The organism is Streptomyces sp. L2, assembly GCF_004124325.1.
Lineage (GTDB): Bacteria > Actinomycetota > Actinomycetes > Streptomycetales > Streptomycetaceae > Streptomyces.
The window spans coordinates 5,889,967-5,915,936 of record NZ_QBDT01000001.1 but is presented as its reverse complement, the minus strand read 5'-3'; the positions used below and the strand labels follow the sequence as shown (position 1 = coordinate 5,915,936).

The 25,970-nt window shown below is 71.1% G+C and carries 22 protein-coding genes and 1 riboswitch; of the genes, 9 read left to right on the top strand and 13 right to left on the bottom strand.

What is annotated here, in order from left to right; genetic code table 11:
* Positions 1-14: 14 nt before the first annotated feature.
* The 4 genes from metF to DBP14_RS26415 form a co-directional block, all read right to left on the bottom strand.
* The gene (gene metF, locus DBP14_RS26430) at positions 15-938 is read right to left on the bottom strand and encodes a methylenetetrahydrofolate reductase [NAD(P)H] (RefSeq protein WP_129309602.1); all 924 of its coding nucleotides are present in this window, start codon (positions 936-938) and stop codon (positions 15-17) included.
* A 153-nt stretch (positions 939-1,091) separates the two neighbouring features.
* Entirely contained in the window at positions 1,092-1,739 is a 648-nt protein-coding gene (gene thiE / locus DBP14_RS26425) for a thiamine phosphate synthase (protein ID WP_129309601.1), read from the bottom strand.
* Positions 1,740-1,824: 85 nt separating this feature from the next.
* A complete protein-coding gene (locus DBP14_RS26420; protein WP_129309600.1) occupies positions 1,825-2,190 on the bottom strand; it encodes an Rv2175c family DNA-binding protein in 366 nt (121 codons plus the stop codon).
* A 66-nt stretch (positions 2,191-2,256) separates the two neighbouring features.
* Positions 2,257-3,489 (bottom strand): FAD-dependent oxidoreductase, encoded by a 1,233-nt coding sequence (locus DBP14_RS26415; protein ID WP_129309599.1) that lies wholly within the window; start codon positions 3,487-3,489, stop codon positions 2,257-2,259.
* Positions 3,490-3,777: 288 nt separating this feature from the next.
* A riboswitch (TPP riboswitch) is annotated at positions 3,778-3,889 on the top strand.
* On the opposite strand from DBP14_RS26415, the gene thiO reads away from it, so the two are divergent.
* From thiO to DBP14_RS26385, 5 genes are all read left to right on the top strand, one after another.
* Positions 3,887-5,053, top strand: a complete 1,167-nt coding sequence (gene thiO, locus DBP14_RS26405; protein ID WP_129309598.1) for a glycine oxidase ThiO — start codon at positions 3,887-3,889, stop codon at positions 5,051-5,053. (Overlaps the previous riboswitch by 3 nt.)
* 29 nt (positions 5,054-5,082) lie before the next feature.
* Entirely contained in the window at positions 5,083-5,283 is a 201-nt protein-coding gene (gene thiS, locus DBP14_RS26400; RefSeq protein WP_129312106.1) for a sulfur carrier protein ThiS, read from the top strand.
* Between the two features lie 3 nt (positions 5,284-5,286).
* The gene (locus DBP14_RS26395) at positions 5,287-6,081 is read left to right on the top strand and encodes a thiazole synthase (protein WP_129309597.1); all 795 of its coding nucleotides are present in this window, start codon (positions 5,287-5,289) and stop codon (positions 6,079-6,081) included.
* Between the two features lie 644 nt (positions 6,082-6,725).
* Positions 6,726-11,567, top strand: a complete 4,842-nt coding sequence (locus tag DBP14_RS37345) for an RICIN domain-containing protein (RefSeq protein ID WP_277752735.1) — start codon at positions 6,726-6,728, stop codon at positions 11,565-11,567.
* 14 nt (positions 11,568-11,581) lie between these two features.
* The gene (locus tag DBP14_RS26385; protein ID WP_129309595.1) at positions 11,582-12,241 is read left to right on the top strand and encodes a hypothetical protein; all 660 of its coding nucleotides are present in this window, start codon (positions 11,582-11,584) and stop codon (positions 12,239-12,241) included.
* 556 nt (positions 12,242-12,797) lie between these two features.
* Here DBP14_RS26385 and DBP14_RS26380 read toward each other — a convergent pair.
* Genes DBP14_RS26380 through DBP14_RS26370 form a run of 3 tightly spaced genes read right to left on the bottom strand, consistent with a single transcriptional unit; the run spans position 12,798 to position 13,837 of the window.
* Complete coding sequence (locus DBP14_RS26380) at positions 12,798-13,010, bottom strand: DUF397 domain-containing protein (RefSeq protein ID WP_129309594.1); 213 nt, start codon at positions 13,008-13,010, stop codon at positions 12,798-12,800.
* Complete coding sequence (locus DBP14_RS26375; RefSeq protein ID WP_129309593.1) at positions 12,989-13,594, bottom strand: DUF5753 domain-containing protein; 606 nt, start codon at positions 13,592-13,594, stop codon at positions 12,989-12,991. The genes DBP14_RS26380 and DBP14_RS26375 overlap by 22 nt, the downstream gene beginning before the upstream one ends.
* A 51-nt stretch (positions 13,595-13,645) precedes the next feature.
* Positions 13,646-13,837, bottom strand: a complete 192-nt coding sequence (locus tag DBP14_RS26370) for a helix-turn-helix transcriptional regulator (RefSeq protein ID WP_129309592.1) — start codon at positions 13,835-13,837, stop codon at positions 13,646-13,648.
* Positions 13,838-14,585: 748 nt separating this feature from the next.
* Between DBP14_RS26370 and pknB the strand changes: the two genes are divergently transcribed.
* Entirely contained in the window at positions 14,586-16,508 is a 1,923-nt protein-coding gene (gene pknB, locus DBP14_RS26365) for a Stk1 family PASTA domain-containing Ser/Thr kinase (protein ID WP_129309591.1), read from the top strand.
* Between the two features lie 80 nt (positions 16,509-16,588).
* Positions 16,589-17,467, top strand: a complete 879-nt coding sequence (locus DBP14_RS26360) for a deoxyribonuclease IV (RefSeq protein WP_129309590.1) — start codon at positions 16,589-16,591, stop codon at positions 17,465-17,467.
* 24 nt (positions 17,468-17,491) lie between these two features.
* On the opposite strand, the gene DBP14_RS26355 is transcribed toward DBP14_RS26360, so the two are convergent.
* Positions 17,492-18,124 (bottom strand): sulfite oxidase-like oxidoreductase, encoded by a 633-nt coding sequence (locus tag DBP14_RS26355; RefSeq protein ID WP_129309589.1) that lies wholly within the window; start codon positions 18,122-18,124, stop codon positions 17,492-17,494.
* A 175-nt stretch (positions 18,125-18,299) separates the two neighbouring features.
* Between DBP14_RS26355 and bfr the strand changes: the two genes are divergently transcribed.
* Entirely contained in the window at positions 18,300-18,779 is a 480-nt protein-coding gene (bfr, locus tag DBP14_RS26350) for a bacterioferritin (RefSeq protein WP_129309588.1), read from the top strand.
* On the opposite strand, the gene DBP14_RS26345 is transcribed toward bfr, so the two are convergent.
* Both DBP14_RS26345 and DBP14_RS26340 read right to left on the bottom strand, forming a co-directional pair.
* A complete protein-coding gene (locus DBP14_RS26345) occupies positions 18,776-19,015 on the bottom strand; it encodes a (2Fe-2S)-binding protein (RefSeq protein WP_129309587.1) in 240 nt (79 codons plus the stop codon). The two genes, bfr and DBP14_RS26345, sit on opposite strands and share 4 nt — an antisense overlap.
* 137 nt (positions 19,016-19,152) lie before the next feature.
* The gene (locus DBP14_RS26340; protein ID WP_129309586.1) at positions 19,153-20,505 is read right to left on the bottom strand and encodes a 3-deoxy-7-phosphoheptulonate synthase class II; all 1,353 of its coding nucleotides are present in this window, start codon (positions 20,503-20,505) and stop codon (positions 19,153-19,155) included.
* A 259-nt stretch (positions 20,506-20,764) separates the two neighbouring features.
* Between DBP14_RS26340 and DBP14_RS26330 the strand changes: the two genes are divergently transcribed.
* Positions 20,765-22,645 (top strand): anthranilate synthase family protein, encoded by a 1,881-nt coding sequence (locus tag DBP14_RS26330; protein ID WP_129309584.1) that lies wholly within the window; start codon positions 20,765-20,767, stop codon positions 22,643-22,645.
* A 275-nt stretch (positions 22,646-22,920) separates the two neighbouring features.
* Here the strand turns inward: DBP14_RS26330 and DBP14_RS26325 are convergent, their stop codons facing one another.
* From DBP14_RS26325 to DBP14_RS26315, 3 genes are all read right to left on the bottom strand, one after another.
* Positions 22,921-23,949 (bottom strand): 6-phosphofructokinase, encoded by a 1,029-nt coding sequence (locus DBP14_RS26325; protein WP_129309583.1) that lies wholly within the window; start codon positions 23,947-23,949, stop codon positions 22,921-22,923.
* 121 nt (positions 23,950-24,070) lie between these two features.
* Positions 24,071-24,748 carry a response regulator transcription factor gene (locus tag DBP14_RS26320; protein ID WP_129309582.1) on the bottom strand — a complete coding sequence of 226 codons (678 nt, stop codon included), beginning with the start codon at positions 24,746-24,748 and terminating at the stop codon, positions 24,071-24,073.
* Positions 24,745-25,965: a DUF5931 domain-containing protein gene (locus DBP14_RS26315; RefSeq protein ID WP_129309581.1), complete on the bottom strand. Its 1,221-nt coding sequence runs from the start codon at positions 25,963-25,965 to the stop codon at positions 24,745-24,747. Before DBP14_RS26315 ends, DBP14_RS26320 begins: the two co-directional genes overlap by 4 nt.
* Positions 25,966-25,970 lie beyond the last annotated feature (5 nt).

Sequence of the window (25,970 nt, the reverse complement as noted above, 5' to 3'; positions counted from 1 at the left end):
GCGGTACGGCCGGTCTAGGCCTGCGGGGGGTGGTGCAGACCCAGGTTCTCGTAGATTTCCAAGGTCGCCGTGGAGTTGTTGAGCGTGATGAAGTGCAGACCGGGCACTCCCTCGGCCAGCAAGCGTGCGCAGAACTCCGTGGCGAATTCGATACCGATGGAGCGTACCGCCGCCGGATCGTCCTTCGCTGTGAGGATCCGCTCTTTCAGGGCATCCGGGAACACCGCGTTGGTGAGGGACGGCACCCGGGCGAGGGTCTTCGCACTGGCGATCGGCATGACCTCGGGGATGATCGGGGTCTCGCAGCCGGCGGCCGCGACCCGGTCGCGCAGCCGCAGGTAGTCCTCCGGGTCGAAGAACATCTGGGTGATGGCGTAGTCGGCGCCCGCGCGGCACTTGTCGACGAAGTGGCGGACGTCGGCGTCCCAGTCCGCGGAACGCGGGTGCATCGCGGGGAAGGCAGCGACGCCGACGCAGAAGTCGCCCGAGGTCTTGATCAGTTCGACGAGTTCGGCGGCGTAGGTCAGGCCCCGGGGGTGCGGCACCCACTCGCCCATCGGGTCGCCGGGCGGGTCGCCGCGCAGCGCCAGCATGTTGCGGATCCCGGCGTCGGCGTACTGGCCGATGATGTTGCGCAGGTCGGCCACCGAGTGGTCGACGGCGGTGAGGTGGGCGATCGGGGTGAGGGTGGTGTCCGAGGCGATGGCCTCGGTCGCCTTCACGGTGCCGGCGCGGGTGGAGCCGCCCGCGCCGTAGGTGACGGAGACGAAGTCGGGCGCCACGGCCTCGACCCGGCGCAGCGCGTTCCACAGGTTCCGCTCGCCCTTGGACGTCTTGGGGGCGTAGAACTCGAACGAATACGTCGTCTTGCCGGTCGCGAGCATGTCGCGCACGGTGCGGGCGTGATCCGACCTGGTGGATGCGGTGCCGAGGGCCATAGTCGCAGGTTAACCAGGGGTGGACGGTCCCCCAACCAGATGCGGGAAATTTGCCTGATTTGCCCGTTCTCCGTCCACCCCTTGGACAAAAACGTGGACAGGAGGGCCCGAAGGGGCTGGTGGGGAAGGTCCCGGGGTGCGGCCGCGCGGCCGTCACACCTGCCGGAGCCGCTTCGCGAACTCCGCCGCCGCGGCCCCGGGGTCGTCGGCCTCGGTCAGCGCACGCACGACGACCGCTCTGCGGGCACCGGCGTCCAGCACCTGGTCGAGGTTGCCGAGGTCGATGCCGCCGATGGCGAACCAGGGGCGGTCGGTGCCCAGGGAGGCGGTGTACCGGACCAGGTCCAGGCCGGGCGCGTGGCGGCCGGGCTTGGTGGGGGTGGGCCAGCACGGGCCGGTGCAGAAGTAGTCCACGCCGTTCTGTGCGGCGGCCGCGGCGGCCTCGGACTCGGCGTGCGTGGAGCGGCCGATCAGGACGTCGTCGCCCAGGATGGCGCGGGCCGCGGGGACCGGGAGGTCGCCCTGGCCGAGGTGCAGGACGCCGGCGCCGGCCGCGTGGGCGACGTCCGCGCGGTCGTTGACGGAGAGCAGCTTGCCGTGCCGGGCGCAGGCGTCGGCGAGGACCGCCAGGTGCTCCAGCTCCTCGGCGGCCTCCATGCCCTTGTCGCGCAGCTGCACGATGTCGACCCCGCCGGCCAGGACCGCGTCCAGGAACTCGGGCAGGTCGCCCTGGCGCCGGCGGGCGTCCGTGCAGAGGTACAGGCGGGCGTCGGCGAGCGCGGTGCGGGCGGTGTCGGACATGCGTGGGTCCCCCGGGGGCGGTGTCGGCGGGTGCCGTGCGGGTGGCGCGTGGGCAGGCCCACGCGCCACCCCGGTACGGCTCGGGTCAGACGGCGAGCGCCTGGGCGCGGCGCTTCACCTCCGTGCCGCGATTCTCGCTCAGGGCCTGCGCGGGGGTGCCGGGCAGGGTCGGGTCGGGGGTGAAGAGCCACTCGATCATCTCTTCGACCGTGAAGCCGTCGTCCCGCAGGAGCGTCAGGGTTCCGGAGAGGCCCTTGACGACCTTGTCCCCGTCGATGAAGGCGGCGGGCACGTGCAGCGCCCTGTTCTCGCCCCGGCGCACGGCGACGAGCTGGCCCTCCTTGACCAGCTGCCGCACACGCGTCACCTCGACACCGAGCATCTCGGCGATGTCGGGGAGGGTGAGCCAGGCGGGGACGAGAGCATCGATCTTTGCGTCAATCTCGGTCACGTGTCGATGGTAGTGCCGGGGTGTGACAGTGGCCCTCCGCGGCACCGTCGTGGCTGGTCGCGCCGGTCAGGAAACCGTCGCGCCCTTCAGCGGCTTCGCGGGGTCGGCCACCACGGCCGGGTCCAGGGGGCGGGCCGATTCGATCAGGCGGCGGCCCTGGGCCAGGTCTCTCGGGCGGCCCACGGCCAGGAGGGCGGCCAGGCGGTCCTCGCGGAGCCAGCAGACGGTCCAGGCCGGATCGGAGGGGTCGCCGCGCCAGAGCAGGCGGTCGGCCGTGGTGTGGTGGCCCGCGTACTGGACGAAGCGGCCGAACTGCTCGGACCAGAAATAGGGCACCGGGTCGTAGGCCGCGGGGGTGAGGCCGATGATGTTCGCCGCGACCGTGCGCGGGCCCTGGAGTGCGTTGTCCCAGTGGTGGACGAGGAGCCGCTCGCCGTACCGGCCCGACGGGAAGGAGGCGCAGTCGCCGACCGCGTACACATCGGGCACGGAGGTGCGCAGGTGGTCGTCGGCGACGACCTCCCCGTGCGCGCCCAGCTCGACGCCGGAACCGGCCAGCCAGGCGGTGGCGGGCCGGGCGCCGATGCCGACGACGACGGCGCCCGCGGGCAGCCGGGAGCCGTCGGCGAGCACGACCTCACCGGGTTCCACGCGCGCCACGCGCGCGTGGGTGCGCAGTTCGGCGCCGGCGTCGGCGTACCAGGCGGCCATCGGGGCGGCGACCTCGGCGGGCAGCACGCCCGCGAGGGGGCGGTCGGCGGCCTCGACGACGGTGACCGCGCACCCGGCCTGGCGGGCGGCGGTGGCGAACTCGGCGCCGATCCATCCGGCGCCGACGACCACGATGTCGTGCTGCCGGGCGAGCACCGGCCGCAGCCGTTCGGCGTCGTCGAGGGTGCGCAGCAGGTGCACGCCGGGCACGCCCTCGGCGCCCGGCAGCAGGATCGGTGCGGCACCGGTGGCGAGGACCAGGTCGTCGTACGGCACCGGACCGGCCTCGGTGTCCAGCTCGTGATCGGCGGGGCGGAAGCCGAGCACCTCGCAGCCGAGCCGGAGGCCGACGTCGAGCGCCGCGAAGTCGACGTCGAAGGCGGACCCCTCGGCCTTGCCGAGCAGCACGGCCTTGGACAGCGGCGGCCGGTCGTACGGCTGGTGCGGCTCGGCGCCGACGACCGTGACGGTGCCGGTGAAGCCCTGTTCCCGCAGCGCGACCGCGGTCTGCACCCCGGCCATCCCGGCGCCCACGACGACCACGCGCCGCCCCGGCGAACCGCCCTCTTCCCGTGTCTGCTCAGTCACCCGATCACCATAAACAACTGACAGGCCGTCAGTCACCGGGGGCCGCCCGGGGAGGGCTAGGGTCTGTCCGGCGGATCAGGTCGCAGGAAATCGGCCGGGCCTCATCAGCACCGGTGAGCGGGGCTTGGCGCGTGCAGCTGCAAGGCGGAGGAGGGCGCCGACGCGGAGCGTCGGCAACCGACGACAACGCCGCAGATGCGCGTGCCAAGCCCCGCGTCTGCGGCATGATCCGCCGGACAGGCCCTAGCCCGGCGTGATCCGGAGCGGAGGCGCTAGGGTGGCCCCCGTACACGCACTCGCGGGAGCCCGGACGCACCGGGCTGAGAGGGAGGCTGGCGGCCTCCGACCGTACGAACCTGATCCGGGTCATGCCGGCGAAGGGAGGGGCTGGACGCCCATGTCGTCACGTACGTCCGACGTCCTCGTCATCGGGGGCGGGATCATCGGCCTGGTCACGGCCTGGCGGGCCGCGCAACGCGGGCTCACCACGGCCGTGGCGGACCCCGAGCCGGGAGGCGGGGCCGCGCGCGTCGCGGCCGGGATGCTGGCCGCGGTCACCGAACTGCACTACGGCGAGGAGACCCTGCTCGCCCTGAACCTGGAGTCCGCCCGGCGCTATCCCGGCTTCGCCGCCGAGCTGACCGAGCTGACCGGGCACGACCTGGGGCACCGCCGCTGCGGCACCCTCGCCGTCGCCCTCGACGCCGACGACCGCGCCCACCTGCGCGAACTGCACGCCCTGCAGCAGCGCTCCGGGCTGGACTCGGTGTGGCTGTCGGGCCGGGAGTGCCGGCGCCTGGAGCCGATGCTCGCACCCGGGGTGCGCGGCGGGCTGCGGGTCGACGGCGACCACCAGGTCGATCCGCGGCGGCTGGCCACGGCCCTGGTCGCGGCCTGCGAGAAGGCCGGGGTCGTGTTCCACCGCGTGTGGGCCGAGCGGCTGGACCTCGCCGGCGGGCGGGCCGTCGGCGTCACCACCGCGGACGGCACCGCGCTGCGCGCCGGACAGGTGGTGCTCGCGGCCGGCAGCCTCAGCGGGCGGCTCCCCGGCGTCCCCGACGACGTGCTGCCGCCGGTGCGGCCCGTGAAGGGGCAGGTGCTGCGCCTGACCGTGCCACCGCGGTTCGCGCCCTTCCTGAGCCGTACCGTCCGGGCCGTGGTGCGCGGCAGCCACGTCTACCTGGTGCCCCGGGAGAACGGCGAACTGGTCGTCGGCGCCACCAGCGAGGAACTGGGCTGGGACACCACGGTGACCGCCGGCGGGGTGTACGAACTGCTGCGCGACGCCCATGAGCTGGTGCCCGGGATCACCGAACTGCCGCTGACCGAGACCCGGGCCGGGCTGCGCCCCGCGTCCCCCGACAACGCGCCGCTGCTCGGGCCGAGCGGCCTGGACGGGCTGCTGCTGGCCACCGGGCACTACCGCAACGGGGTGCTGCTCACGCCGGTCACCGGGGACGTGCTGGCGCACGCGCTGGTCACCGGTGAGCTGCCGGAGGAAGCGCGCCCGTTCACGCCCCGGCGCTTCGCCGCCGCCGTCGCCCTTTCGGAGCAGTCCGCATGAACCTCTCCGTCGACTCCGTCCACACCTTCATCACCGTGTCCGTCAACGGGGAGCGCCGCGAGGTCCCCGCGGGCACGGTGCTCGACTCGCTCGTACGGTCCCTGTCGCCGGCGCCGTCCGGCGTGGCCGCAGCGCTCAACGAGACCGTCGTCCCGCGCACGCGGTGGGCCGGCACGGTCCTCGCCGACGGCGACCGTGTCGAAGTCCTCACCGCCGTTCAAGGAGGCTGACCCATGGCCGACGATCCCTTCGTCCTCGGGGGTACGTCCTTCTCGTCCCGGCTGATCATGGGCACGGGGGGTGCGCCGAGCCTGGACGTGATGGAGCGGGCGCTGGTCGCCTCCGGCACCGAGCTGACCACCGTCGCGATGCGGCGGGTCGATCCCGGGGTGCACGGATCGGTGCTGTCCGTGCTGCGGCGGCTGGGCATCCGGGTGCTGCCGAACACCGCGGGGTGCTACACCGCGGGAGAGGCCGTGCTCACGGCGCGGCTGGCGCGGGAGGCGCTGGGCACGGATCTGATCAAGCTGGAGGTCATCGCCGACGAGCGGACGCTGCTGCCGGATCCGGTGGAGTTGCTGGAGGCGGCGGAGACGCTGGTCGACGACGGGTTCACGGTGCTGCCGTACACGAACGACGATCCGGTGCTGGCGCGGAAGCTGGAGGATGTGGGGTGCGCGGCGGTGATGCCGCTGGGGTCGCCGATCGGGTCGGGGCTGGGGATCCGCAACCCGCACAACTTCCAGTTGATCGTGGAGCGGGCGGGGGTGCCGGTGATCCTGGACGCGGGGGCCGGTACGGCGTCGGACGTGGCGCTGGCGATGGAGCTGGGGTGTGCGGGGGTGATGCTCGCTTCCGCGGTGACGCGGGCGCAGGAGCCGGAGGTGATGGCCGGTGCGATGCGGCACGCGGTGACCGCGGGGCGGTTGGCACGGCTGGCGGGACGCATCCCGCGCCGCCACTTCGCCTCAGCGTCGTCGCCTGCGGCTGGCCTGGCCGTGCTTGACCCGGAGCGGCCCGCGTTCTGACCCGAATCCGCAGGCGGCAACTCCGGCCGCGCGTGTGGCCCGGTCGCTCCGACCAGACCGGGACCTCGGTCGTGGGCTGGTCGGACCCGCCAGCCCACGGACGCGGCCGTCGGGCAGATCCGCGACAAGCACCCTACCGCCCTGCGCCCTGTGCGCGGCGTCGCCCCCGCGGCGGACCAGGTCCCCCAGTATCGAACCTCTGTACGACCTTGCACTCTTTCGCCTAGGCTGTCACCGCACGTGATCAGGGCCTGACCAGTCCGTAGCCGCACGTGCGTCAGTCAGCGACCGGGGGAACGCCGTCGCTCACGGGGAGGGGTCGCTTCGTCATGCCGTCCTGCCGTCCTTGCCGTCTTTTCGGACGTCCGCATGCCGCGAGTCAGTCGAAGGCACTCGCATCTGAGGTCACCTCAGCGATCTGCTGAGGGCGTTTCAGGTCCGTCCGGCTGTACCTCTGCTCCTCGGCCGCACCGCCGGCCGCGCCCCCCATGACCGCAGGAAGGGTTGCTCTTTTGCGCCCCAGACCGTGGTTCCGCCTGCCCGCATCACGAAGATCACGAAAGTTCACGCCCGCCGTCACCTCGGTCGCCGCTCTGGCGGTTCTGGCCGGACTGGCGGTTCATCCTGGTGGCCTGCCGAGCCCGGTGACCGCTCCCTCGGCCGACTCCTACCCCTGGTACCAGGACACGAGCGCCGAGCAGTTGCGCCAGGACCAGTGCCTGATGTCCGACGTACTGCGCCTGGGCGGCCCGTCGATGGCCTCCACCGCGCAGAACGGCCTCGACCAGCCGGCCGACATGCTGCACGCCCTGGCCGACCGGGACAACTGGGCGAAGACGCCGCTCGCGACGGCGTATCAGGCCGACCGTGACGCGGCGGACAAGGAGATGGCCGGTCTGTCGGCGCTTCGGGATGGCTGGCAGAAGCCCCTGGCCGGCCTGGAGACACCCGCCGGGTTCACCGAGACCGGGTTCCACTCACCCCCTGATGGCGACAAGAGTTTCTACAACCAGACGGGCCTGTCCGCGTGGGTGGCCGACAGGTTCTGGCAGAGCGACGAGGACTTCTACCAGGACGAGACCCCGAGGGCCGGCACTAGCACCCTGACAGCCGTCGACGCGCTGGGCACCCCCCTCTACGGGAAGGATCCGGCCCCGGACGGCAAGACGACCGCGGAGTGGAACCGTGCCCTTGCCGAGCACAACGCGTTCGAGTGGATGCACGGCGGACCGGGCACGAAGGCGGGGGCTGACGACGCCCGCCTGTTCCTCTCCTCGGGCGGTTTCCCGCACGTGGCTCCCGCGCCGGGCACGCCGGAGTACCGCATAGCCGTGGAGGACGTGAAGTCCCGTTTCGCCGCATGCGGTTGGCGTGACCCGCTCGACCCGGACGGTGTGCTGGGCAACGTGACGGCGACCGCGGCCGAGGAGTGGCAGAAGGAGGTCGCCTCCCAGGCCACCCAGCGCGACGAGGTCCTGGACGCGAACAAGGACGCCGTCGGCGCGCTCGCCAAGGGGGCGAAGGCGCTCAGCACCATGCTGGGACACTCCTGGGTCGCCGACCACCTCACCCGCTGGCAGGACTACTGGAGCCCCGGTGGCCTCGGCTGGGTCGGCGACTCCCCGGCGGTCATCCAGGTCGTCGCCGCCAGGGGCAAGTGCCTGGACGTGCAGGGCTCGGGGAAGACCAACGGCACCCCCGTCCAGATCTACACCTGCAATGACACCAGTGCCCAGAGGTGGCAGGTCTTCGGCGACGACGGCGGCTACGCCCTGCGCAACATCAACGCGCAGAAGTGCCTGGACGTGAAGAGCAGCGACGACGCCAACGGCACCAAGATCCAGATCTGGACCTGCAACGGCTCGGCGGCCCAGCGGTGGAACTTCGACGCCCACGCCGCCAGTGAGCTGCGCAATGCCGCTACGGACAAGTGCCTGGACCTTAACTCGTTCGCCAACGGCAAGGACTCCTGGCTGTGGAGCTGCGACAACAGCGACGGGCAGAAGTTCCGGCTCGTCCCCAAGGGCCACCAAGGCGCCGACACCCTCTCGTACCCGTCGAAGGCGCAGTTCAGCAAGGCGAAGAAGGGCGTCACCGACGCCCGAACCGGAGCGAAGGCGCAACTCGCCGTCCTCAAGGCCCAGCTCACCGCCGCACAGAAGGCCGGCACCACCTCCGACCAGGCCATGCAGGCCGCGTACGACATCGCCGACGCCAACGGCGCTCCCCGGGGCCGCGGCCTGCTGGTCGGTCAGCAGAAAGCACAGGTGACCAAGGGAGCCGTGGCCGCGCTCGCGGCGATGGTGAAGGCCGGCGAGACGGCCGAGGCCGCCACCCGCGCCTCGGCCGCCGACAGCCAGACCGTCGCCGAGCGTGCGCTCGCCCAGGCGGCGCAGTCGAAGGCGGAGTTCCGCAAGGAGGCCGCGAAGACGGCCGAGTCGCAGGCCAAGGCCGCGGCGGACGCGGCGAAGGTGCACCGCGACAACGCGAAGAAGGACAAGGAGACCGCCGAGAGCAAGCTGACGGTCGCGGTCAAGGCGGAGGGCGACGCGAAGGCGGCCGCCGCCGACGCCCACGCCCGGCGCCTCGACGCCGAGGCCGAGGAGAAGACCGCCAAGGCGGCGAAGGAGACCGCCGCCGCGAAACAGGCGGAAGCCGCCACCGACAAGACGACGGCCCTGTCCGAGGCGACGAAGGCCAAGGACGCCAAGGACAAGGCGGAGGCCGCGGAGAAGACGGCCGGCTCCAAGCGCGACGACGCGGTCAAGGCCGCCGGCGACGCCAGGGACAAACGCGACGACGCCTGGGACGCCAAACAGAAGGCCAACGCCGCCCGCGCCAAGGCCGACGCCAAGGACGCCTACGCCGACTCACTGGACTCCGGCGACGCGGCCGACGCCGCCCGCACCGCCGCCAACGACGCCGACCAGCACGCCGACGACGCCGAAACCGCAGCGACCAAGGCCCAGTCCGCGGCCGACGCCGCCACCAAGGCGGCAGCCGACGCCGACGCCGCGGCCACCCGCGCCGAAGCAGCCGCCAAACGCGCCCGCTCCGACGCCGACGCCGCCCAGGCCGACAAACTCAAGGCCGACGCGGACGTGAAAACCGCGACCAGCGCCGCCGCCGACGCCATCAAAGCCTCCCAGGACGCCTCCTCCCAGGCAAAAACAGCCGTCAAACTCGCGAACGAGGCCGAAGGACACGCCAAGGACGCCAAAACCCAGGCGGACCAGGCGGACCAGGAAGCCGGCAACGCGGTCGCGGCCGCGGCGAAAGCCGTCGGCTACGCCCACGTCACCGCCCAGGCCGCCGTGGACGCCGGCACGTCGGCACAGCAAGTCGCCGCCCCGGCCAACGACGCCGTCCAGCTCGGCTCCCCCTACATCACCACCGACTCCGCCGCCGGCCTGGTCGTCCTCACCGGACAGGCATCCAAGACGATCGCCGAACAGCAGCAAGCCGTCGCCGACGCCCACGCCAAGAACGCCACGGCCGAGGCCGACGCCGCCAAGAACCTCGCCGACCAGGCGAAGGGAGACGCCAAGGAGGCCTACCAGCACGCGGCCAACGCCGCCCGATACGCCGCCGACGCCCTCACCTACTCCAAGGACGCCCTGACCTACGCGGCCGACGCCGCCACCGCGGCCTCCAAAGCAGCAGCCGCCCTGGCCCGCACCATCACCTACGACCAACAAGCCACCGACGACGCCGACGCAGCCGACAAGGCCGCCGGCAAGGCCGAGGGCTACGCCAAAGACGCCCGCGACTCCGCCGACACCGCCGAACTCGACGCCTCCGCCGCCCGCACCGCAGCAGCCCAGGCCCAACAGGACGCCAAGGACGCCCGCTCCGCAGCCGACCGAGCAGACACCGCCGCAACAGAGGCCGAACAGGCAGCCAAGGACGCGAACAAGTACGCCAAGGAAGCACAAGACGCCGCCACCGAGACCCAGAACAAGGGGAACGGGAAGCAGATCCAGACGGGCACCATCCTCGACTCGGCCGGCCACATCGGCAACGTGTTCTATGTCGTCGACCACTATGAGAACGTCGGCGAGCCGAAGACCCTCTCCAAGACGTCGGCCTGCGACGACTGGAAGAGCAGGATCGCCTACAAGGGCAACTGCACCGTCACTGCGAAGATCACCTACAAGGCGATCCTCAACCTGTACCTGTGCACCGGGGAGGACCTCAACCCGGCGTACAACCTCTGCCCCTCCGAGTCGGCGGTGTACCTCGGCCAGCAGCCGTCCGAGGAGATGACCAAAGAGGTCACGCACACCATCACGATTGCGGAATTCAACGCGGACATCGATCCGACCGACATCCTCTTCGGCAGTTGGATCGACTGCGGCAAGAAGATCGGCTCGATGCTCAGGATCTCGGGCGGCGGAGGCAACTGGGGTGGATGTGGCTGGGCCGCCTTCGACGTCGCCAGCCTGTTGGCAGGCAAAGCCGTCCGGCCGATCGCGGAAGCAGTGCGCGCCGTCGATGCCGCCATGCGCACCGGCATCGGAGTCGCCGACGCGCTGAAGGCGCTACGCACGCTGCGTATCGACGCGGACGCGTTGGCGGGTATCGAGCGGTCGGCGCGCATCTCCGAGGAGTTTCGCACAGCCTGCGAGGTCAACAGCTTCCCCGGCGACACCGAGGTGCTCATGGCGGACGGCTCACGTCGGCCCATCAGCCAGGTAGGTGTAGGGGACCGTCTCGCGGCCATGGAGCCGGTCACCGGCCGGCTCCAGACGCGGCAGGTGACCGACACCTACAAGCACGACACCCAGCAGCTGGTGGACATTACCGTTGCCGGCGGAGGGAAGCTGGCCAGCACCGTCGGCCACAAGTTCTACGTGGTGGACCGCGGGTGGACGCTGGTTTCCGACCTGCACGTCGGCGACCGGCTGCGCACACCGGACGGCTCCGTCCACCCGGTGACCGCCCTCCACGACCGCTCGGGCCTGACTCCGCGCACGGTCTACGACCTCACCGTCGACGACCTGCACACGTTCTTCGTACTCGCGGGCACCACCCCGGTCCTTGTTCACAATTGCAAGGTCGCCTTGGGGTGGCAGAGAAATGGAGCGCTCGACGCGTGGGCTCGGCTTCCGGGGAACAAGTTCACCACCTTCTCCATCGCGCGCCCAGAGGACTTCGCCGCACTGGCGAGGAAGGCCATCGCCGACCCGAACGTGGAGCTGCACGTCAACATGACGGGACTGGAACTGCACGGAGACTTCGTGGCCGCCGCCGAGCGCGGCCTGAGGGGTGGTGAAGGCGGAGCAGCCGCAACAGACTATGAGATGTCCTTGATCGCGAGAGCCGTCGCCAATGGTCAGCGCACATGGAGTTCGGTGAAGTTCTATTTTCCGACGGGCGCCGATGACACCGTGGAGCTCAGAAAGATAGACGCGCCGGATCTGACAAAGCTGGGGAAGCTTGACCCCGTAGACGGGGGGAAATTCAATTACTGCCACCACTGCTGAGGGATCCAACCAACATGAACGCCCCTGGGAAAGATTTGTACCCGGACGTGACCGCCTCGGGTGGCCTCGGGCCAGCCATGCGGGAGGCAGCACAGCTGCGCGGATGCGACACAGGGCTGGCGCCGTGGGCCGTCGACGTCGTCAGCATCGAAACGACGAGGGGTTTTCTGTCGGTCGATCTTGCGGCCGAGGAACGCCGCTTCCTGTTGAGTGTCCGCATCCCCGATTTCGACTGGGAGATCGGCTCCACGGATGACCTCGGACTGCTTGTGGAAGCGGTCGCCGCATGGTGGGAAGGCATACCGTTCGACGAGCTGGCGGAGAGATTCGGGTTCTTGGAGCTCGACGAATTCGTCGGGGCGCTCGAACGCGGAGAGCCCACAACCTCGCAGTGGACCAGACTCCTGTCGTCCGACTTCAACCGGAACCAATGGAATCTCCTGCGCCGCCTCCGTGCGGACGAGGTGCTGCGGAACATGTTCCCGACCATCACGCACGGTGCCGTGCGCCTGCGTGTAAAGGCGATGGACGCATGGAGCCGTCGGGTTCTGGTGTACGACGAGAACGGGGAACGATACGTGGTCAGGCGCGTCGAGGTGCCCGAGGCCGACTGGGTCGAGGTGCCGAGCGGTGATCTGATCGCCTACCTGCGAGCTGCCTTGGCAGAAGAGTGACCTCGACAGATGGATGAGGTCGAGCCCCGCCGGCCAACCCCTGGCGGGGCTTCTTCCTCCGTGAAGAGCGTCCCGGCTCCGTGGCCCCACGTGACGCACCCCACCGTCCCACCGCTCAAACTCCGTTGACAATGGACTGTGATCTCTCCGGCCCCCTCGATGCCCCTCCGGACGATGGGGACTTCACCTGGATGATCGAACCGGACGGAGACAGCTTCGTCATCTCCTGCGGACCCGCGTGGCGAGAGGTGGACCGCAAGTTCGAGGACCCCGGACGGGACCGCTCCGGGTGGCCTTGGGTCGGCCATGTGGGAGGCAGCGCAGCTGCGCGGATGCGACATCGGGCTGGTGCCCTGAGCCGTCGACGTCGTCAGCATTCAGACGGTGAGGGATACCTGTCAGTCGATCTTGCGGCCGAGGAACGCCGCTCCCGGTCGAGTGTCCGCATTCCCGATTTCGACTAGAAGATCGGCTCCACGGACGGGCGCCTGGGCTGCTCGGCGCTTCGGTACGGAGAGTCGTCGGTAGCCTTGTTCCGAACGGGTCCCGGAACGACTTACAGGGTCCCGTCAGCGACACCGCCGACGAACGGCCGCCAGGCGGTGGTGGCGAGCAGGAGGACGGGGCCGGTCGGGTTCTTGCTGTCTCGGACGGGGATGACAGTGCCGGGGAAGTCGTCGGAGATCTCGATGCATTCGGCGCCCTGCTGGCCTCCGCTGTAGGAGGACTTGCGCCAGCGGGCGATGTTCAGGTCCCGGGTGACTCGCATGGCTCGTATGTCTCCATCGCTGCTTCGATCAACGCCGCCGGCTCATGTGGAGAGAGGGCGCAGGCCTTCATCCGATCGTACTCTCGCATACAGCGGCGGACGGTCTCCTGGTCGTCGTAGATCTCCCCGTTCCAGGGCCCTTCGTGGTACACGGTCGTGGAGTTGTCCGGGAGCGTGAGCATGATGAGGGTGCCGTTCATCAAGGCGCAGGCGCCCAACTGGAACGGAGCCACCTGGATCGTTGTGTGGCGCCCGTACACCAGGGGCAGGAGCGAGGTGAGTTGTTCACGCATCACTGCCGGCCCACCCACGGCCTGCCGGAGGGTCGCCTCGCCGAGGATCCACCAGAAGTCCGGTGGGCAGTCGCGTCGCAGGATCTCCTGACGGCCCAGACGGGCCGCTACCAGGCCGTCGATCTCCTGCGGGGTCCTTCCTGGATCGGCTCGCAGAAACAACTCCCGCATATACGCCTTCGTTTGCGGCAGCCCCGGGATGAGGCTCGCCCCGAACGCCTGGATCCGCGCCGCCCGCACCTCCAACTCCAGGCAATGATCGAACCGATGAGCCGTGTGCTCCCTCTTCACCGTCCCCCACAGCCCCTGGAACAACTCGCCCGTGCCGAAGGCCAGGTCCAGCTATTCCGAGATCGGGGGCAGGGGGAGCCGTTCGCCCGTCTCCACGCCGTGCACGTGGGTCTTGCTGTAGTTGACGATGTCCGACAGGCGGTCCAGGGAGAGGCCGGCGAGCTCGCGTTGGCGGTGGAGTTCGACGCCGTAGAGCTCGCGGGCCGAGCGGGCGGGGTTGAGGTCGCGGGCGGGTTGGGTCATGAGGCCCCCTGGTCGTTCCGCGTCCCTGAGGGGACGTCATCTGCCGTTCACGGTAGTCGCGTTCGGTGACAGTGTGGGTGCGGAATGTGAAAGGGGGCAGGTGGGCGGTGTTCCGGATGCGCACTCGGAACAGCTTCACCCTGGTCTGCGGTGGGTGCGGGCCGTGACGCTGAACGGCGAGATACGGACACCGCCCAGGAGGCACAGTTGAGTCGCCCCGCCATTCCCCGCCTTGCCATCGGCCGGCCGCCTAGGACACACGTCCGCAGCGGCGCGGGATCGTCATGGATCACCTCGACGGGTATGTGTGGCTGCGGCCGCCCGGTGTGGGTGTCGAGTGGACGGCGTTGCCGGGCGACGTCGAGCCGGAAGGTGGTGACGGGGCGGCCGCCCGTGCGCGCGTCGCCATGGCCACTGCGCACAGGCGGAGTGAGGTGCTCCGACGAAGAGAGCTGTGCTTCCCCCGGACGGAGGGGGTGTGCCGCCTTGACAGGCACGGCCTGGGGCCGGGTCTGCGTGCGGGGCCTCTCGGCTGGCCGACCGCCCGGGGGACCCTTCAGGTGCCAGACCGTCTTCCTGCAGGAAAGGCCGTCATGTGGTCGCTGTTCGGACGTGGCGGCTTGCGTGGTCTCCGACGGCCCCTCCCGCGTGCTGGGGGTGTGTGGGGTGCGTTACAGGTCGGCTGCAGTCGGGGGGTGGGGGTGGTGGGGCGGGGTGTGGGGGCGGTGGGGGCTCGTAGACTCGCCGGGTGGATACGACCCTTCAGGACCCCCTCGTCGGGCAGGTGCTCGACGGCCGGTATCGCGTCGACGCGCGGATCGCCGTCGGCGGGATGGCCACGGTCTACCGGGCCCTGGACACCCGCCTCGACCGGGTCCTCGCGCTCAAGGTGATGCATCCGACGCTCGCGGCCGACGGCTCGTTCGTGGAGCGGTTCATCCGGGAGGCCAAGTCGGTCGCCCGGCTGGCCCATCCCAATGTGGTGCAGGTCTTCGACCAGGGGACCGACGGGTCGTACGTGTACCTGGCGATGGAGTACATCGCCGGCTGCACCCTGCGGGACGTGCTGCGCGAGCGCGGCGCGCTGCAGCCCCGGGCCGCGCTGGACATCCTGGAGCCCGTGCTGGCCGCGCTCGGCGCCGCGCACCGGGCCGGGTTCGTGCACCGGGACATGAAGCCCGAGAACGTGCTGATAGGGGACGACGGCCGGGTCAAGGTCGCCGACTTCGGCCTGGTCCGCTCGGTGGACACCGTCACCAGCACCACGGGCGCCGTCCTCGGCACCGTCTCCTACCTCGCGCCCGAGCAGATCGAGCAGGGCACCGCCGACCCGCGCGTGGACGTGTACGCGTGCGGGGTCGTGCTCTACGAGATGCTGACCGGCGACAAGCCGCACTCCGGGGACTCCCCCGCGCAGATCCTCTACAAGCACATCCACGAGGACGTGCCGCCGCCCTCCGCCCTGGTGCCGGGGCTGGCCGGCGGGCTGGACGAGCTGGTCGCGTCGGCCACCGCGCGCACCCCCGAGGGCCGGCCGCAGGACGCGGCGGCGCTGCTCGGCCAGGTGCTGCGGACGCGTGCGGCGCTCAGCGCCGAGCAGCTGGACGCCCTGCCGCCGCAGGCGCTCACCGACGGCCACGACAACGCCGAGGACCGGACGAGCGTCATTCCGCGCTCGCTGACCGTGCCCCGGCCCCTCCCGGTCAATGACGACGACGGGGACGCGGGCGCCGACCACACCACCCGGCTCGCGACGCCGCCCGTCCCCGAGCGCCGGCGGGGCCGGTCGCGGCGGCTGGTGGTGACCGTCCTCGCCGCCGTGCTGGTCGTGTTCGGTGTGGGCGCCGGGGTCTGGTACATCAACTCGGGGCAGTTCACGAAGGTCCCGCCGCTGCTGACGAGGACCGAGGCGCAGGCCAGGCAGCGGCTGCACGCGGCGGGGCTGGACGTGAAGCAGGTCAAGCGGGAGTACAGCGACACGGTCGACCGGGGCAAGGTCGTCCGGACCGACCCGGGTCCGGGCGCCCGCATCCGGGACAACGACTCGGTGACCCTGGTCGTCTCGCTCGGCCCGGAGACGGTGAACGTGCCGGACGTGGCGGGCCAGCCGCTGGACAAGGCGCGGGCCCGGCTGAAGGCGGACGGGCTGGAGCCTGGCATGGTCAGCCGCGAGTTCAGCGACGACGTCGCCAAGGGGTCCGTGATCGGTACGACCCCGGGGGCCGGCACCAAGCGGCACTCCGGGTCGGCCATCGCGATCACCGTGAGCAAGGGCAGCCCGGTCGACGTGCCGGACGTCACCGGCGAGGACCTGGACAGCGCCCGGCAGGACCTCACGGACGCCGGCCTGAAGGTGAAGGTCGCGCCCGACCGGGTCAACTCCGAGTACGACAAGGGCCAGGTCGCCCGGCAGAGCCCGGGGGACGGCAGCCAGGCCGCCGAGGGCGACACGGTGACGCTGACCCTGTCCAAGGGCCCGGAGATGGTCGAGGTGCCCGACGTGACCGGGGACAGCGTGGACGACGCGCACAAGGCGCTGGAGGGCGCCGGCTTCAAGGTGGACGAGGACCGGGGGCTGCTCGGGCTGTTCGGCGACACCGTGAAGAAGCAGTCGGTGGAGGGCGGCGACACCGCGCCCAAGGGGTCGACGATCACGATCACCATCCGGTGACGATCACGATCACCGCCCGGTGACCGGCGTCACCGGGAGCGGAGGTCCGGCGGCCGGTGCGGGCATGACACCCTGAACGGGTGAGCCCGAGTCCCTCGCCCCTCCCCCGCAACCCCGTCGGCGGTCATGTCCCGGTGGCCGGTGGCCTGCACTCCGTGGGGCTGTCGTACGCCCGTGAGCTGAAGGCCGAGACCGTGCAGGTCTTCGTCGCCAATCCGCGCGGCTGGGCGACGCCGGCGGGCAATCCCCGGCAGGACGAGGCGTTCCGCGCGGCCTGCGCCGAGGAGAGCGTCCCGGCGTACGTGCACGCCCCCTATCTGATCAACTTCGGCTCGCACACCGAGGCGACGGTCGAGCGGTCGGTGGAGTCCCTGCGGCACTCGCTGCGGCGCGGGCGCGAGATCGGCGCGCTGGGCGTGGTCGTGCACACCGGGAGCGCGACCGGCGGCCGGGACCGGGACGTGGCGCTGAAGCAGGTACGGCAGCACATGCTGCCGCTGCTGGACGAGCTGACCCACGACGACGACCCGTTCCTGCTGCTGGAGTCGACGGCCGGCCAGGGCGCCTCGCTGTGTTCGCGCACCTGGGACTTCGGGCCGTACTTCGAGGCCCTGGACGCCCACCCCAAGCTGGGGGTCTGCCTCGACACCTGCCACATCTTCGCCGCCGGCCACGACCTGACCGGCCCGCACGGCATGCACCAGACCCTCGACCTGCTGGTCGGGACCGTCGGCGAGGGCCGGCTGAAGCTGATCCACGCCAACGACTCCAAGGACGTCGCCGGCGCGCACAAGGACCGCCACGAGAACATCGGCGCGGGCCACATCGGCGAGGAGCCGTTCCGGGCCCTGATGACGCACCCGGCCACCGACGGGGTGCCGCTGGTCATCGAGACGCCCGGCGGCAAGGAGGGGCACGCGGCGGACGTGGAGCGGCTGAAGAGGCTCAGGGACGGCTGAGCCGGCGCACGGTCCGGTGGCTGGTCACAGCTCCGGGCCCTCGCCCGGTTCCTCCTGGTAGGAGTAGCGCTGTTCCTTCCAGGGGTCGCCGACGTTGTGGTAGCCGCGTTCCTCCCAGAAGCCGCGGCGGTCGGCGGTCATGTACTCCACGCCCCGGATCCACTTGGGGCCCTTCCAGGCGTACAGGTGCGGCACGATCAGGCGGACCGGGAAGCCGTGCTCGGCGGTGAGGAGTTCGCCGTCCTTGTGGGTGGCGAAGATCGCGCGGTCGGAGGCGAAGTCCGACAGGCGCAGGTTGGAGCTGAAGCCGTACTCGGCCCACACCATCACATGGGTGGCGTCGGGGGCCGGCGGGGCCAGCTCCAGGACGGTCCGGGCGGGGATGCCGCCCCACTCCGCGCCGACCATGCTGAACTTCGTCACGCAGTGCAGATCGGCCGTGACGGTGGTGTACGGCAGCGCCGTGAACTCCTCGTGGTTCCAGGTGTGCTTGTCGCCGTCGGCGGTGGCGCCGAAGACCCGGAACTCCCAGCGCTCGGGGCGGAACTTCGGGACGGGTCCGTAGTGCGTGACCGGCCAGCCGCGCTGGAGTCGCTGCCCCGGCGGAAGCTCGGACCCTGCCGTTGCTCCAGACGCGCGCTCCACCGGTCGACCCATGTCTCCATCCTGACAGACCTCGGGCAGTGCCCTTGACCACCACTCCCCGAACCGGACAACTCCCATCAAGGACGCACGTACTTACTAAGTACGCACTTACTGGACGATCTTCGCGCCCAGTGCAATCATGCGGCGGCACACCTCCCCCGTCCCCCGTGTGGAAGGAGCCGCTGCGATGCAGGGCGACCCCGAGGTCATCGAGTTCCTCAACGAGCAGCTCACCGGCGAGCTGACCGCGATCAACCAGTACTTCCTGCACGCGAAGATGCAGGAGAACTTCGGCTGGACGAAGCTCGCCAAGTACACGCGGCACGAGTCGTTCGACGAGATGAAGCACGCGGAGGTGCTGACCGACCGGATCCTGTTCCTGGAGGGGCTGCCGAACTACCAGCGGCTGTTCCACGTGCGGGTCGGGCAGACCGTGAAGGAGATGTTCGAGGCGGACCGGCAGGTCGAGGTGGAGGCGATCGACCGGCTGCGCCGGGGCATCAAGGTGATGCGCGAGAAGGGCGACATCACGTCGGCGAACATCTTCGAGGACATCCTCGCCGACGAGGAGCACCACATCGACTACCTCGACACCCAGCTGGAGCTGGTGGAGAAGCTCGGCGAGGCCCTGTACATCGCCCAGCTGATCGAACAGCCGGAAAGCTAGGCGGCCTCGTCCAGCGTGGTCTCGTCCAGTGCCGTGAGGGCCGGCCTGCCCTGGTCCGCGAGTTCTCGGCGGGGGCAGGCGCCCCGGCCGAGGAGGGACTGGATGCGGCGTACGCAGGAGCCGCAGTCGGTGCCGGCCTTGCAGGCGGACGCTATCTGGCGGGGGGTGCAGGCGCCGTCCTCCGCGTGCTGCTTGACCTGCTGCTCGGTGATGCCGAAGCAACTGCAGACGTACACGCGGGTCCACCTCCCGACGGGATCACTCTCTTACTGCCATCCCGTTTCCCGGTGAGGCAAACCTAACCTTACCCATCCCCCCGCGGGCCGCAACAGTGCCCGGGGCGCGGATCCGGTGTGATCCGCGCCCCAGATCATCACTGGTCCCGGTACATCTCCGCGACCAGGAACGCCAGGTCCAGGGACTGGCTGCGGTTCAAGCGCGGGTCGCAGGCCGTCTCGTAGCGCTGGTGCAGGTCGTCGACGAAGATCTCGTCGCCGCCGCCCACGCACTCGGTGACGTCGTCGCCGGTCAGCTCCACGTGGATGCCACCCGGATGGGTGCCCAGCTCCTTGTGGACCTCGAAGAAGCCCTTGACCTCGTCGAGGACGTCGTCGAAGCGGCGGGTCTTGTGACCGGAGGCCGCCTCGAAGGTGTTGCCGTGCATCGGGTCGGTCACCCAGGCCACGGTCGCGCCGGAGGCGGTGACCTTCTCGACCAGCTCGGGCAGCTTGTCGCGGACCTTGTCGGCGCCCATGCGCACGATGAAGGTCAGCCGGCCCGGCTCACGGTCGGGGTCCAGGCGCTCGATGTACTGCAGTGCCTCCTCGGCCGTCGTCGTCGGGCCGAGCTTGATGCCGATCGGGTTGCGGATCTTCGAGGCGAACTCGATGTGCGCGTGGTCCAGCTGCCGGGTGCGCTCACCGATCCACACCATGTGCCCGGAGACGTCGTACAGCCTGCCCGTGCGGGAGTCGACCCGGGTGAGCGCCGACTCGTAGTCGAGCAGCAGCGCCTCGTGCGAGGAGTAGAACTCGACGGTCTTGAACTCCTCCGGGTCGGTGCCGCAGGCCCGCATGAAGTTCAGCGCGCTGTCGATCTCGCGGGCGAGCTGCTCGTAGCGCTGGCCCGACGGGGACGACTTCACGAAGTCCTGGTTCCAGGCGTGCACCTGGCGCAGGTCGGCGTAGCCGCCGGTGGTGAAGGCGCGCACCAGGTTCAGCGTGGACGCGGACGCGTGGTACATCCGCTTCAGCCGCTCGGGGTCCGGGATCCGGGCGGCCTCGGTGAAGTCGAAGCCGTTGACCGAGTCGCCGCGGTAGGTCGGCAGGGTCACGCCGTCGCGGGTCTCGGTCGGCTTGGAGCGCGGCTTGGAGTACTGGCCGGCGATCCGGCCCACCTTCACCACGGGCACGGAGGCCGCGTAGGTCAGGACGGCACCCATCTGCAGCAGCGTCTTGAGCTTGTTGCGGATGTGGTCGGCGGACACCGCGTCGAAGGCCTCGGCGCAGTCGCCGCCCTGGAGCAGGAACGCCTCTCCCTTGGCGACGGCCGCCATCCGGGCGCGCAGCTGGTCGCACTCGCCCGCGAAGACGAGCGGCGGATACGACTCAAGGTCCGCGATCACTGCGCGCAGAGCCTCGGTGTCGGGGTACTCGGGCTGCTGCGCCGCGGGCAGGTCTCGCCAGGTGTTGCCAGCGCTCTGGCTGGTCTTAGCGTTCACGGTCACCTCAACAACACTACGGGGTCGTGTCGCCGCATTTTTCCCCTGCTCGAAACGTGAGACGCGGTGATTGCCCCGTGGACGGCCGGGTCGTGGGGTAGGGTTCCCGGCATGTTCGCGCACACGACCCGGAACTGGTGGTGGACCGCTCCTTCGGCGGCCCACTGACTGCGCGTACGCACGACTTCGCGAAGGCCGCCCCGAGGGGCGGCCTTCGGCGTTTCCGGGGCCGTTCCTCTCACTCGACTCGACGTCAAGAGGAACCATGGACCTGACACGCCTGCTGGACGACCCCCGCCCCTTCGCCCTGCTCCGCCGCCGTACTCCCGGCCGGGACGAGCGGACGGTGGAGGTGCTGCTCGGCCCGGTCGCGCCCCGCGACCGGCTGGCCGACCTGCCCGACGAGGGACTGGCCCTCGTCCCGTTCCGGCAGATCCACGAGCGCGGCTTCGACGTACGCGACGACGGCACGCCCCTGCTGGTGCTCACTCCCGAGGAGTCGTACGAGATCCCGCTCGCCGAGGCGCTGGGGCAGTTGCCGGGGCACGCGGTGCGGGTCGAGGGCGGCGGTTTCGACGTCGGCGACGAGGAGTACGGCGAGATCGTCGGGCGGGTGCTGCGGGAGGAGATCGGCCGGGGCGAGGGCGCCAACTTCGTGATCCGGCGGACGTACGAGGGTGAGATCCCCGGGTTCGGGCGGGCGGACGCGCTGGCACTGTTCCGGCGGCTGCTGGAGGGCGAGCGGGGCGCGTACTGGACGTTCGTCGTGCACACGCCCGAGCGCACCCTGGTGGGGGCCAGCCCGGAGGTCCACGTCCGCATGACCGGCGGCACCGTGGTGATGAACCCGATCAGCGGGACGTACCGCTATCCCGACGGGGGGCCGACGCCCGAGCACCTCCTGGACTTCCTCGCCGACGGCAAGGAGATCGAGGAGCTGTCGATGGTGGTCGACGAGGAACTGAAGATGATGTGCACCGTCGGCGACATGGGCGGGGTGGTCGTCGGCCCGCGGCTGAAGGAGATGGCGCACCTCGCGCACACCGAGTACGAGCTGCGCGGGAAGTCCTCCCTGGACGTGCGGGAGGTGCTGCGGGAGACCATGTTCGCGGCGACGGTCACCGGGTCGCCCGTGCAGAACGCGTGCCGGGTGATCGAGCGGCACGAGGTGGGCGGGCGTGGCTACTACGCGGGCGCGCTGGCGCTGCTCGGCCGGGACTCCGGGGGCGCGCGGACGCTGGACTCCCCCATCCTGATCCGCACCGCCGACATCTCGGCCGACGGGCGGCTGCGGGTGCCGGTCGGCGCGACGCTGGTGCGCGGGTCCGATCCGGCGGGCGAGGTGGCCGAGACCCATGCGAAGGCGGCGGGCGTCCTGGCCGCCCTGGGGGTACGTCCGTCCCGGCCGCGCGAGGAGCTACGGCGCCCCCGGCTGGCCGACGACCCCCGGGTGCGGGCCGCGCTGGACGGGCGCAGGTCGGCGCTGGCGCCGTTCTGGCTGCGGATGCGGGAGGAGGCGCCGGGGGCGGCCGCCGGGGCCGCCGGGGCCGCCGGGCACGCGTTCGTGGTGGACGCCGAGGACACGTTCACGGCGATGCTCGCGCACGTGCTGCGCTCGGGCGGGCTGGAGGTGACCGTCCGGCGCTACGACGAGCCGGGGCTGCGGGAGGCGGTGCTCGCGCATGCCGGACCGGTGGTGCTGGGGCCCGGGCCGGGTGATCCGTCCGATCTCGCCGACCCGAAGATGCGGTTCCTGCGGGAGCTGACCTCGGCTGTGCTGCTGCGGGAGCACGGGGGTGGGGTGCTCGGGGTGTGCCTGGGGCATGAGCTGATCGCGGCGGAGTTGGGGCTGGATGTCGTCCGCAAGGAGGTGCCGTATCAGGGGGCGCAGACGGTGATCGACCTGTTCGGTCGTCCGGAGACGGTGGGGTTCTACAACAGCTTCACGGCTCGGTGCGGCGAGGGTGCCTTGCGGGCGTTGGCCGCGCGGGGGGTGGAGGTGAGCGTCGGCTCGAACGGTGAGGTGCATGCGCTGCGGGGGCCGGGGTTCGCCGGGGTGCAGTTCCACCCCGAGTCCATCCTCACCCTGAACGGCCCGGAAATCGTGGGCGACCTGGTGTCCACCGCGCGCCCGGTACGCAACTAGCCTCCTCGCCCCGCCGCCCCTACCCGTTCCCGTCCCTTCAAGGGGCGCTGCCCCTTCGCCCCCGGATGTGCAGGCCGGTGGGGGTTCCTCGCGCAGTTCCCCGTGCCCCTGAAGGGGCGCGGGCCCCCACCGCGGGGACGCGAGCAACCCCCACACGCCCCCACCAGGGGTAGCGCCCCTGTAGGGGCGCGGGGAACTGCGCGAAGGGGGGCCAGGGGGCGGAGCCCCCAGGACAGGAACGGGTAGGGGCGGCGGGGGCGGAATCCCTCTGTGGGTCAGCCGAAGAAGACTCCTACCTCGGCGTACAGGGCGGGGTCGACTGTCTTCAGCTTGGCTGTGGCCTCGGAGATGGGGACGCGGACGATGTCCGTGCCGCGCAGAGCGACCATCTTGCCGAAGTCGCCGTCGCGCACGCAGTCGATCGCGTGCAGGCCGAAGCGGGTGGCGAGCCAGCGGTCGAAGGCGCTCGGGGTGCCGCCCCGCTGAATGTGCCCGAGGACAGTGGTGCGCGCCTCCTTGCCCGTGCGCTTCTCGATCTCTTTCGCCAGCCACTCCCCGATCCCGGACAACCGCACATGCCCGAAGGAATCCAGCGACCCGTCCTTGAGCACGACATCTCCATCCCTCGGCATCGCCCCCTCGGCGACGACGACGATCGGGGCGTACGACGCCTTGAACCGGGAAGTGATCCAAGAGCACACCTGGTCGAGGTCGAACCGCTGTTCCGGGATGAGGATGACGTTGGCGCCGCCGGCCAGCCCGGAGTGGAGGGCGATCCAGCCGGCATGCCGGCCCATCACCTCGCAGACCAGCACCCGCATATGGGATTCCGCGGTGGTGTGCAGCCGGTCGATGGCCTCGGTCGCGATACCGACCGCGGTGTCGAAACCGAAGGTGTAGTCCGTGGCCGACAGATCGTTGTCGATGGTCTTCGGCACGCCGACACACGGCACCCCGTACTCGTCGGACAGCCGGGCCGCCACCCCCAGCGTGTCCTCGCCCCCGATCGCGACGAGCGCCTCCACCTCCAGCTTGGCGAGGTTCTCCTTGATCCGGCGGATGCCGTTCTCCGTCTTCAGCGGATTGGTGCGCGAGGAGCCGAGGATGGTGCCGCCGCGGGGCAGGATGCCGCGCACCGCGGGGATGTCGAGGCGGACGCTGTCCCCTTCGAGGGGGCCGCGCCAGCCGTCCCGGAAGCCGACGAAGTCGTAGCCGTACTCCTGCACGCCCTTGCGGACGATGCCCCGGATGACGGCGTTGAGCCCGGGGCAGTCGCCGCCTCCGGTCAGTACTCCGACCCGCATGGAAATGTCCCTTCGCCGCGGTTGCCTGAGGACAGGCTGACGGACAGTCACGCTAATGGTGATTCGCGTCACACCGTGAGAGGCGGGTAGGGCAATTCCGGTGAACGGCGGGGAGTTCGCTTTACTCCTCGTCAAGCCCGCGTTCTATCGCGTACCTCACCAGTTCGACCCTGTTGTGCAGCTGGAGCTTGCCCAGGGTGTTCTGGACGTGGTTCTGGACCGTGCGGTGGGAGATGACGAGGCGTTCGGCGATCTGCTTGTAGCTCAGGCCCTTGGCGACCAGCCGCAGCACCTCCGTCTCCCGGTCGGTGAGCCGGGGCGCGCCCGGCTCGTCCGCGTCCGGTGCGGGAGCGGGTTCGGAGGCCAGCCGCCGGTACTCGCCGAGGACCAGCCCGGCGAGGCCCGGCGTGAACACCGGGTCGCCTACGGCGGTACGGCGCACCGCGTCCAGCAGGTCCTCGGTGGAGGCGGACTTCAGCAGGTAGCCGGTCGCGCCGGACTTCACCGCCTCCAGCACGTCGGCGTGCTCACCGCTCGCGGACAGCACGAGGACGCGCAGGGCGGGATTGTGGGAGACGAGTTCCTTGCACACCTGGACGCCCGGCTTCGCGGGCAGGTTGAGGTCCAGCACGAGGACGTCGGGCGCGGCGGCCTTGGCGCGGCGCACCGCCTGCTCGCCGTCGCCGGCGGTGGCGACCACCTCGAAGCCGGACTCGCCCAGGTCCCGGGCGACCGCGTCGCGCCACATGGGGTGGTCGTCCACCACCATGACCTTGATCGGGTCCCGCTGCTCGCTCATCGCTTCTCCGCCTTCCCCCGCGCCGGGTCGGCGCCCTTGGGTACCTTCAGTTCGACTTCCGTGCCCTGTCCGGGGACCGAGATCAGCTCGGCGGTGCCGCCCAGGTCGCGCAGCCGGCCCCGGATGGACTGGGCCACGCCGAGCCGGCCCTCCCCCTCGGCCTGGGCGAGCCGGCCCTCGGGGATGCCGGGCCCGTCGTCCCGTACCGTGACGACGATCTCGCCGGGCTCGTCCTCGACGAGGATCCAGGCGCGGGCGTCCTCTCCCGCGTGCCGGCGCACGTTGTCCAGGGCCGCCCCGACCGCCGCGGCCAGCTCCCGCGCCGCCGCCGGGGGCAGCGGGACCGGGGCGCCGGGTTCGGCGAGGCTGACCCGGGAGCCGGCGTGCCGGGCGAGGAGGGTGCGCAGGTCGACCTGGCCGTCCTCGGGTTCGTCGACCATCCGGACGACCGCTCCGGCGGCGGCGTCCTCCGACACCCGGGAGACCGGCACGAGGCCGCCGGAGACCAGGGTGCGCAGCGCGACCTCCTGCTCCCCCGCCATGCGCCCGAGTTCCGCCGCCTCGCCGCCGAGGACCGCGCCGCGCCGCTGGACCATGGCCAGCACCTGGAGCACACCGTCGTGGATGTCCCGGGCCAGCCGCTCCCGCTCCCGGGTGGCGGCCTCGATCTCCAGGGCGCGGGCGAGGGTGCGCTCGGAGGCGCGGGCGACCTCGACGACGTAGCCGATGGCGATGGAGGCGACCCAGACGAGGATCACGTTGTGCACGGTGTCCCGGGCGGGGGTGCCGCGTTCGACGAGGTTGACCACGGCGACGGCCGTGGAGGCGACGGCGGCCCAGCGCCAGCCGCCCTTGAGAGCGAAGGCGAGCACAGCGCCGGCGGTCCATATCGACGGCAGGGTCGGGCCGCCGCCCGCGATCCGCTCGTGGTTGTCGGCGAGCGGGGTGAGCAGGATGCCCACGACGGCGACGGTCAGGTCGGCCGCGAGGAATCGTTTGGTGCAGGCGGCCGCGTTCGCCACCCGGGGCAGGGTGGCGAGCGTCCACACGAACAGGACGGCGTAGTAGGCGACGGCGACCCAGGGGCGTGTGAAGTGGCCGTAGGCGGTGGCGCACAGGCCGATGGCGTACAGCATCGTCAGCACGCGGTAGCCGGTGAGCGCGCGCCACAGCGGCAGCTCGACCGACATCCGCATGACACGCTCGCGCTTGGGCACGGCTG

Coding starts and splice junctions, on each gene's coding strand:
- metF (WP_129309602.1), bottom strand. CDS start 938: ATGGCCCTCGGCACCGCATCCACCAGGTCGGATCACGCCCGCACCGTG.
- thiE (WP_129309601.1), bottom strand. CDS start 1,739: ATGTCCGACACCGCCCGCACCGCGCTCGCCGACGCCCGCCTGTACCTC.
- thiO (WP_129309598.1), top strand. CDS start 3,887: ATGTCGTCACGTACGTCCGACGTCCTCGTCATCGGGGGCGGGATCATC.
- DBP14_RS26395 (WP_129309597.1), top strand. CDS start 5,287: ATGGCCGACGATCCCTTCGTCCTCGGGGGTACGTCCTTCTCGTCCCGG.
- DBP14_RS26385 (WP_129309595.1), top strand. CDS start 11,582: ATGAACGCCCCTGGGAAAGATTTGTACCCGGACGTGACCGCCTCGGGT.
- DBP14_RS26380 (WP_129309594.1), bottom strand. CDS start 13,010: ATGCGAGTCACCCGGGACCTGAACATCGCCCGCTGGCGCAAGTCCTCC.
- DBP14_RS26370 (WP_129309592.1), bottom strand. CDS start 13,837: ATGACCCAACCCGCCCGCGACCTCAACCCCGCCCGCTCGGCCCGCGAG.
- DBP14_RS26355 (WP_129309589.1), bottom strand. CDS start 18,124: ATGGGTCGACCGGTGGAGCGCGCGTCTGGAGCAACGGCAGGGTCCGAG.
- bfr (WP_129309588.1), top strand. CDS start 18,300: ATGCAGGGCGACCCCGAGGTCATCGAGTTCCTCAACGAGCAGCTCACC.
- DBP14_RS26330 (WP_129309584.1), top strand. CDS start 20,765: ATGGACCTGACACGCCTGCTGGACGACCCCCGCCCCTTCGCCCTGCTC.
- DBP14_RS26325 (WP_129309583.1), bottom strand. CDS start 23,949: ATGCGGGTCGGAGTACTGACCGGAGGCGGCGACTGCCCCGGGCTCAAC.
- DBP14_RS26320 (WP_129309582.1), bottom strand. CDS start 24,748: ATGAGCGAGCAGCGGGACCCGATCAAGGTCATGGTGGTGGACGACCAC.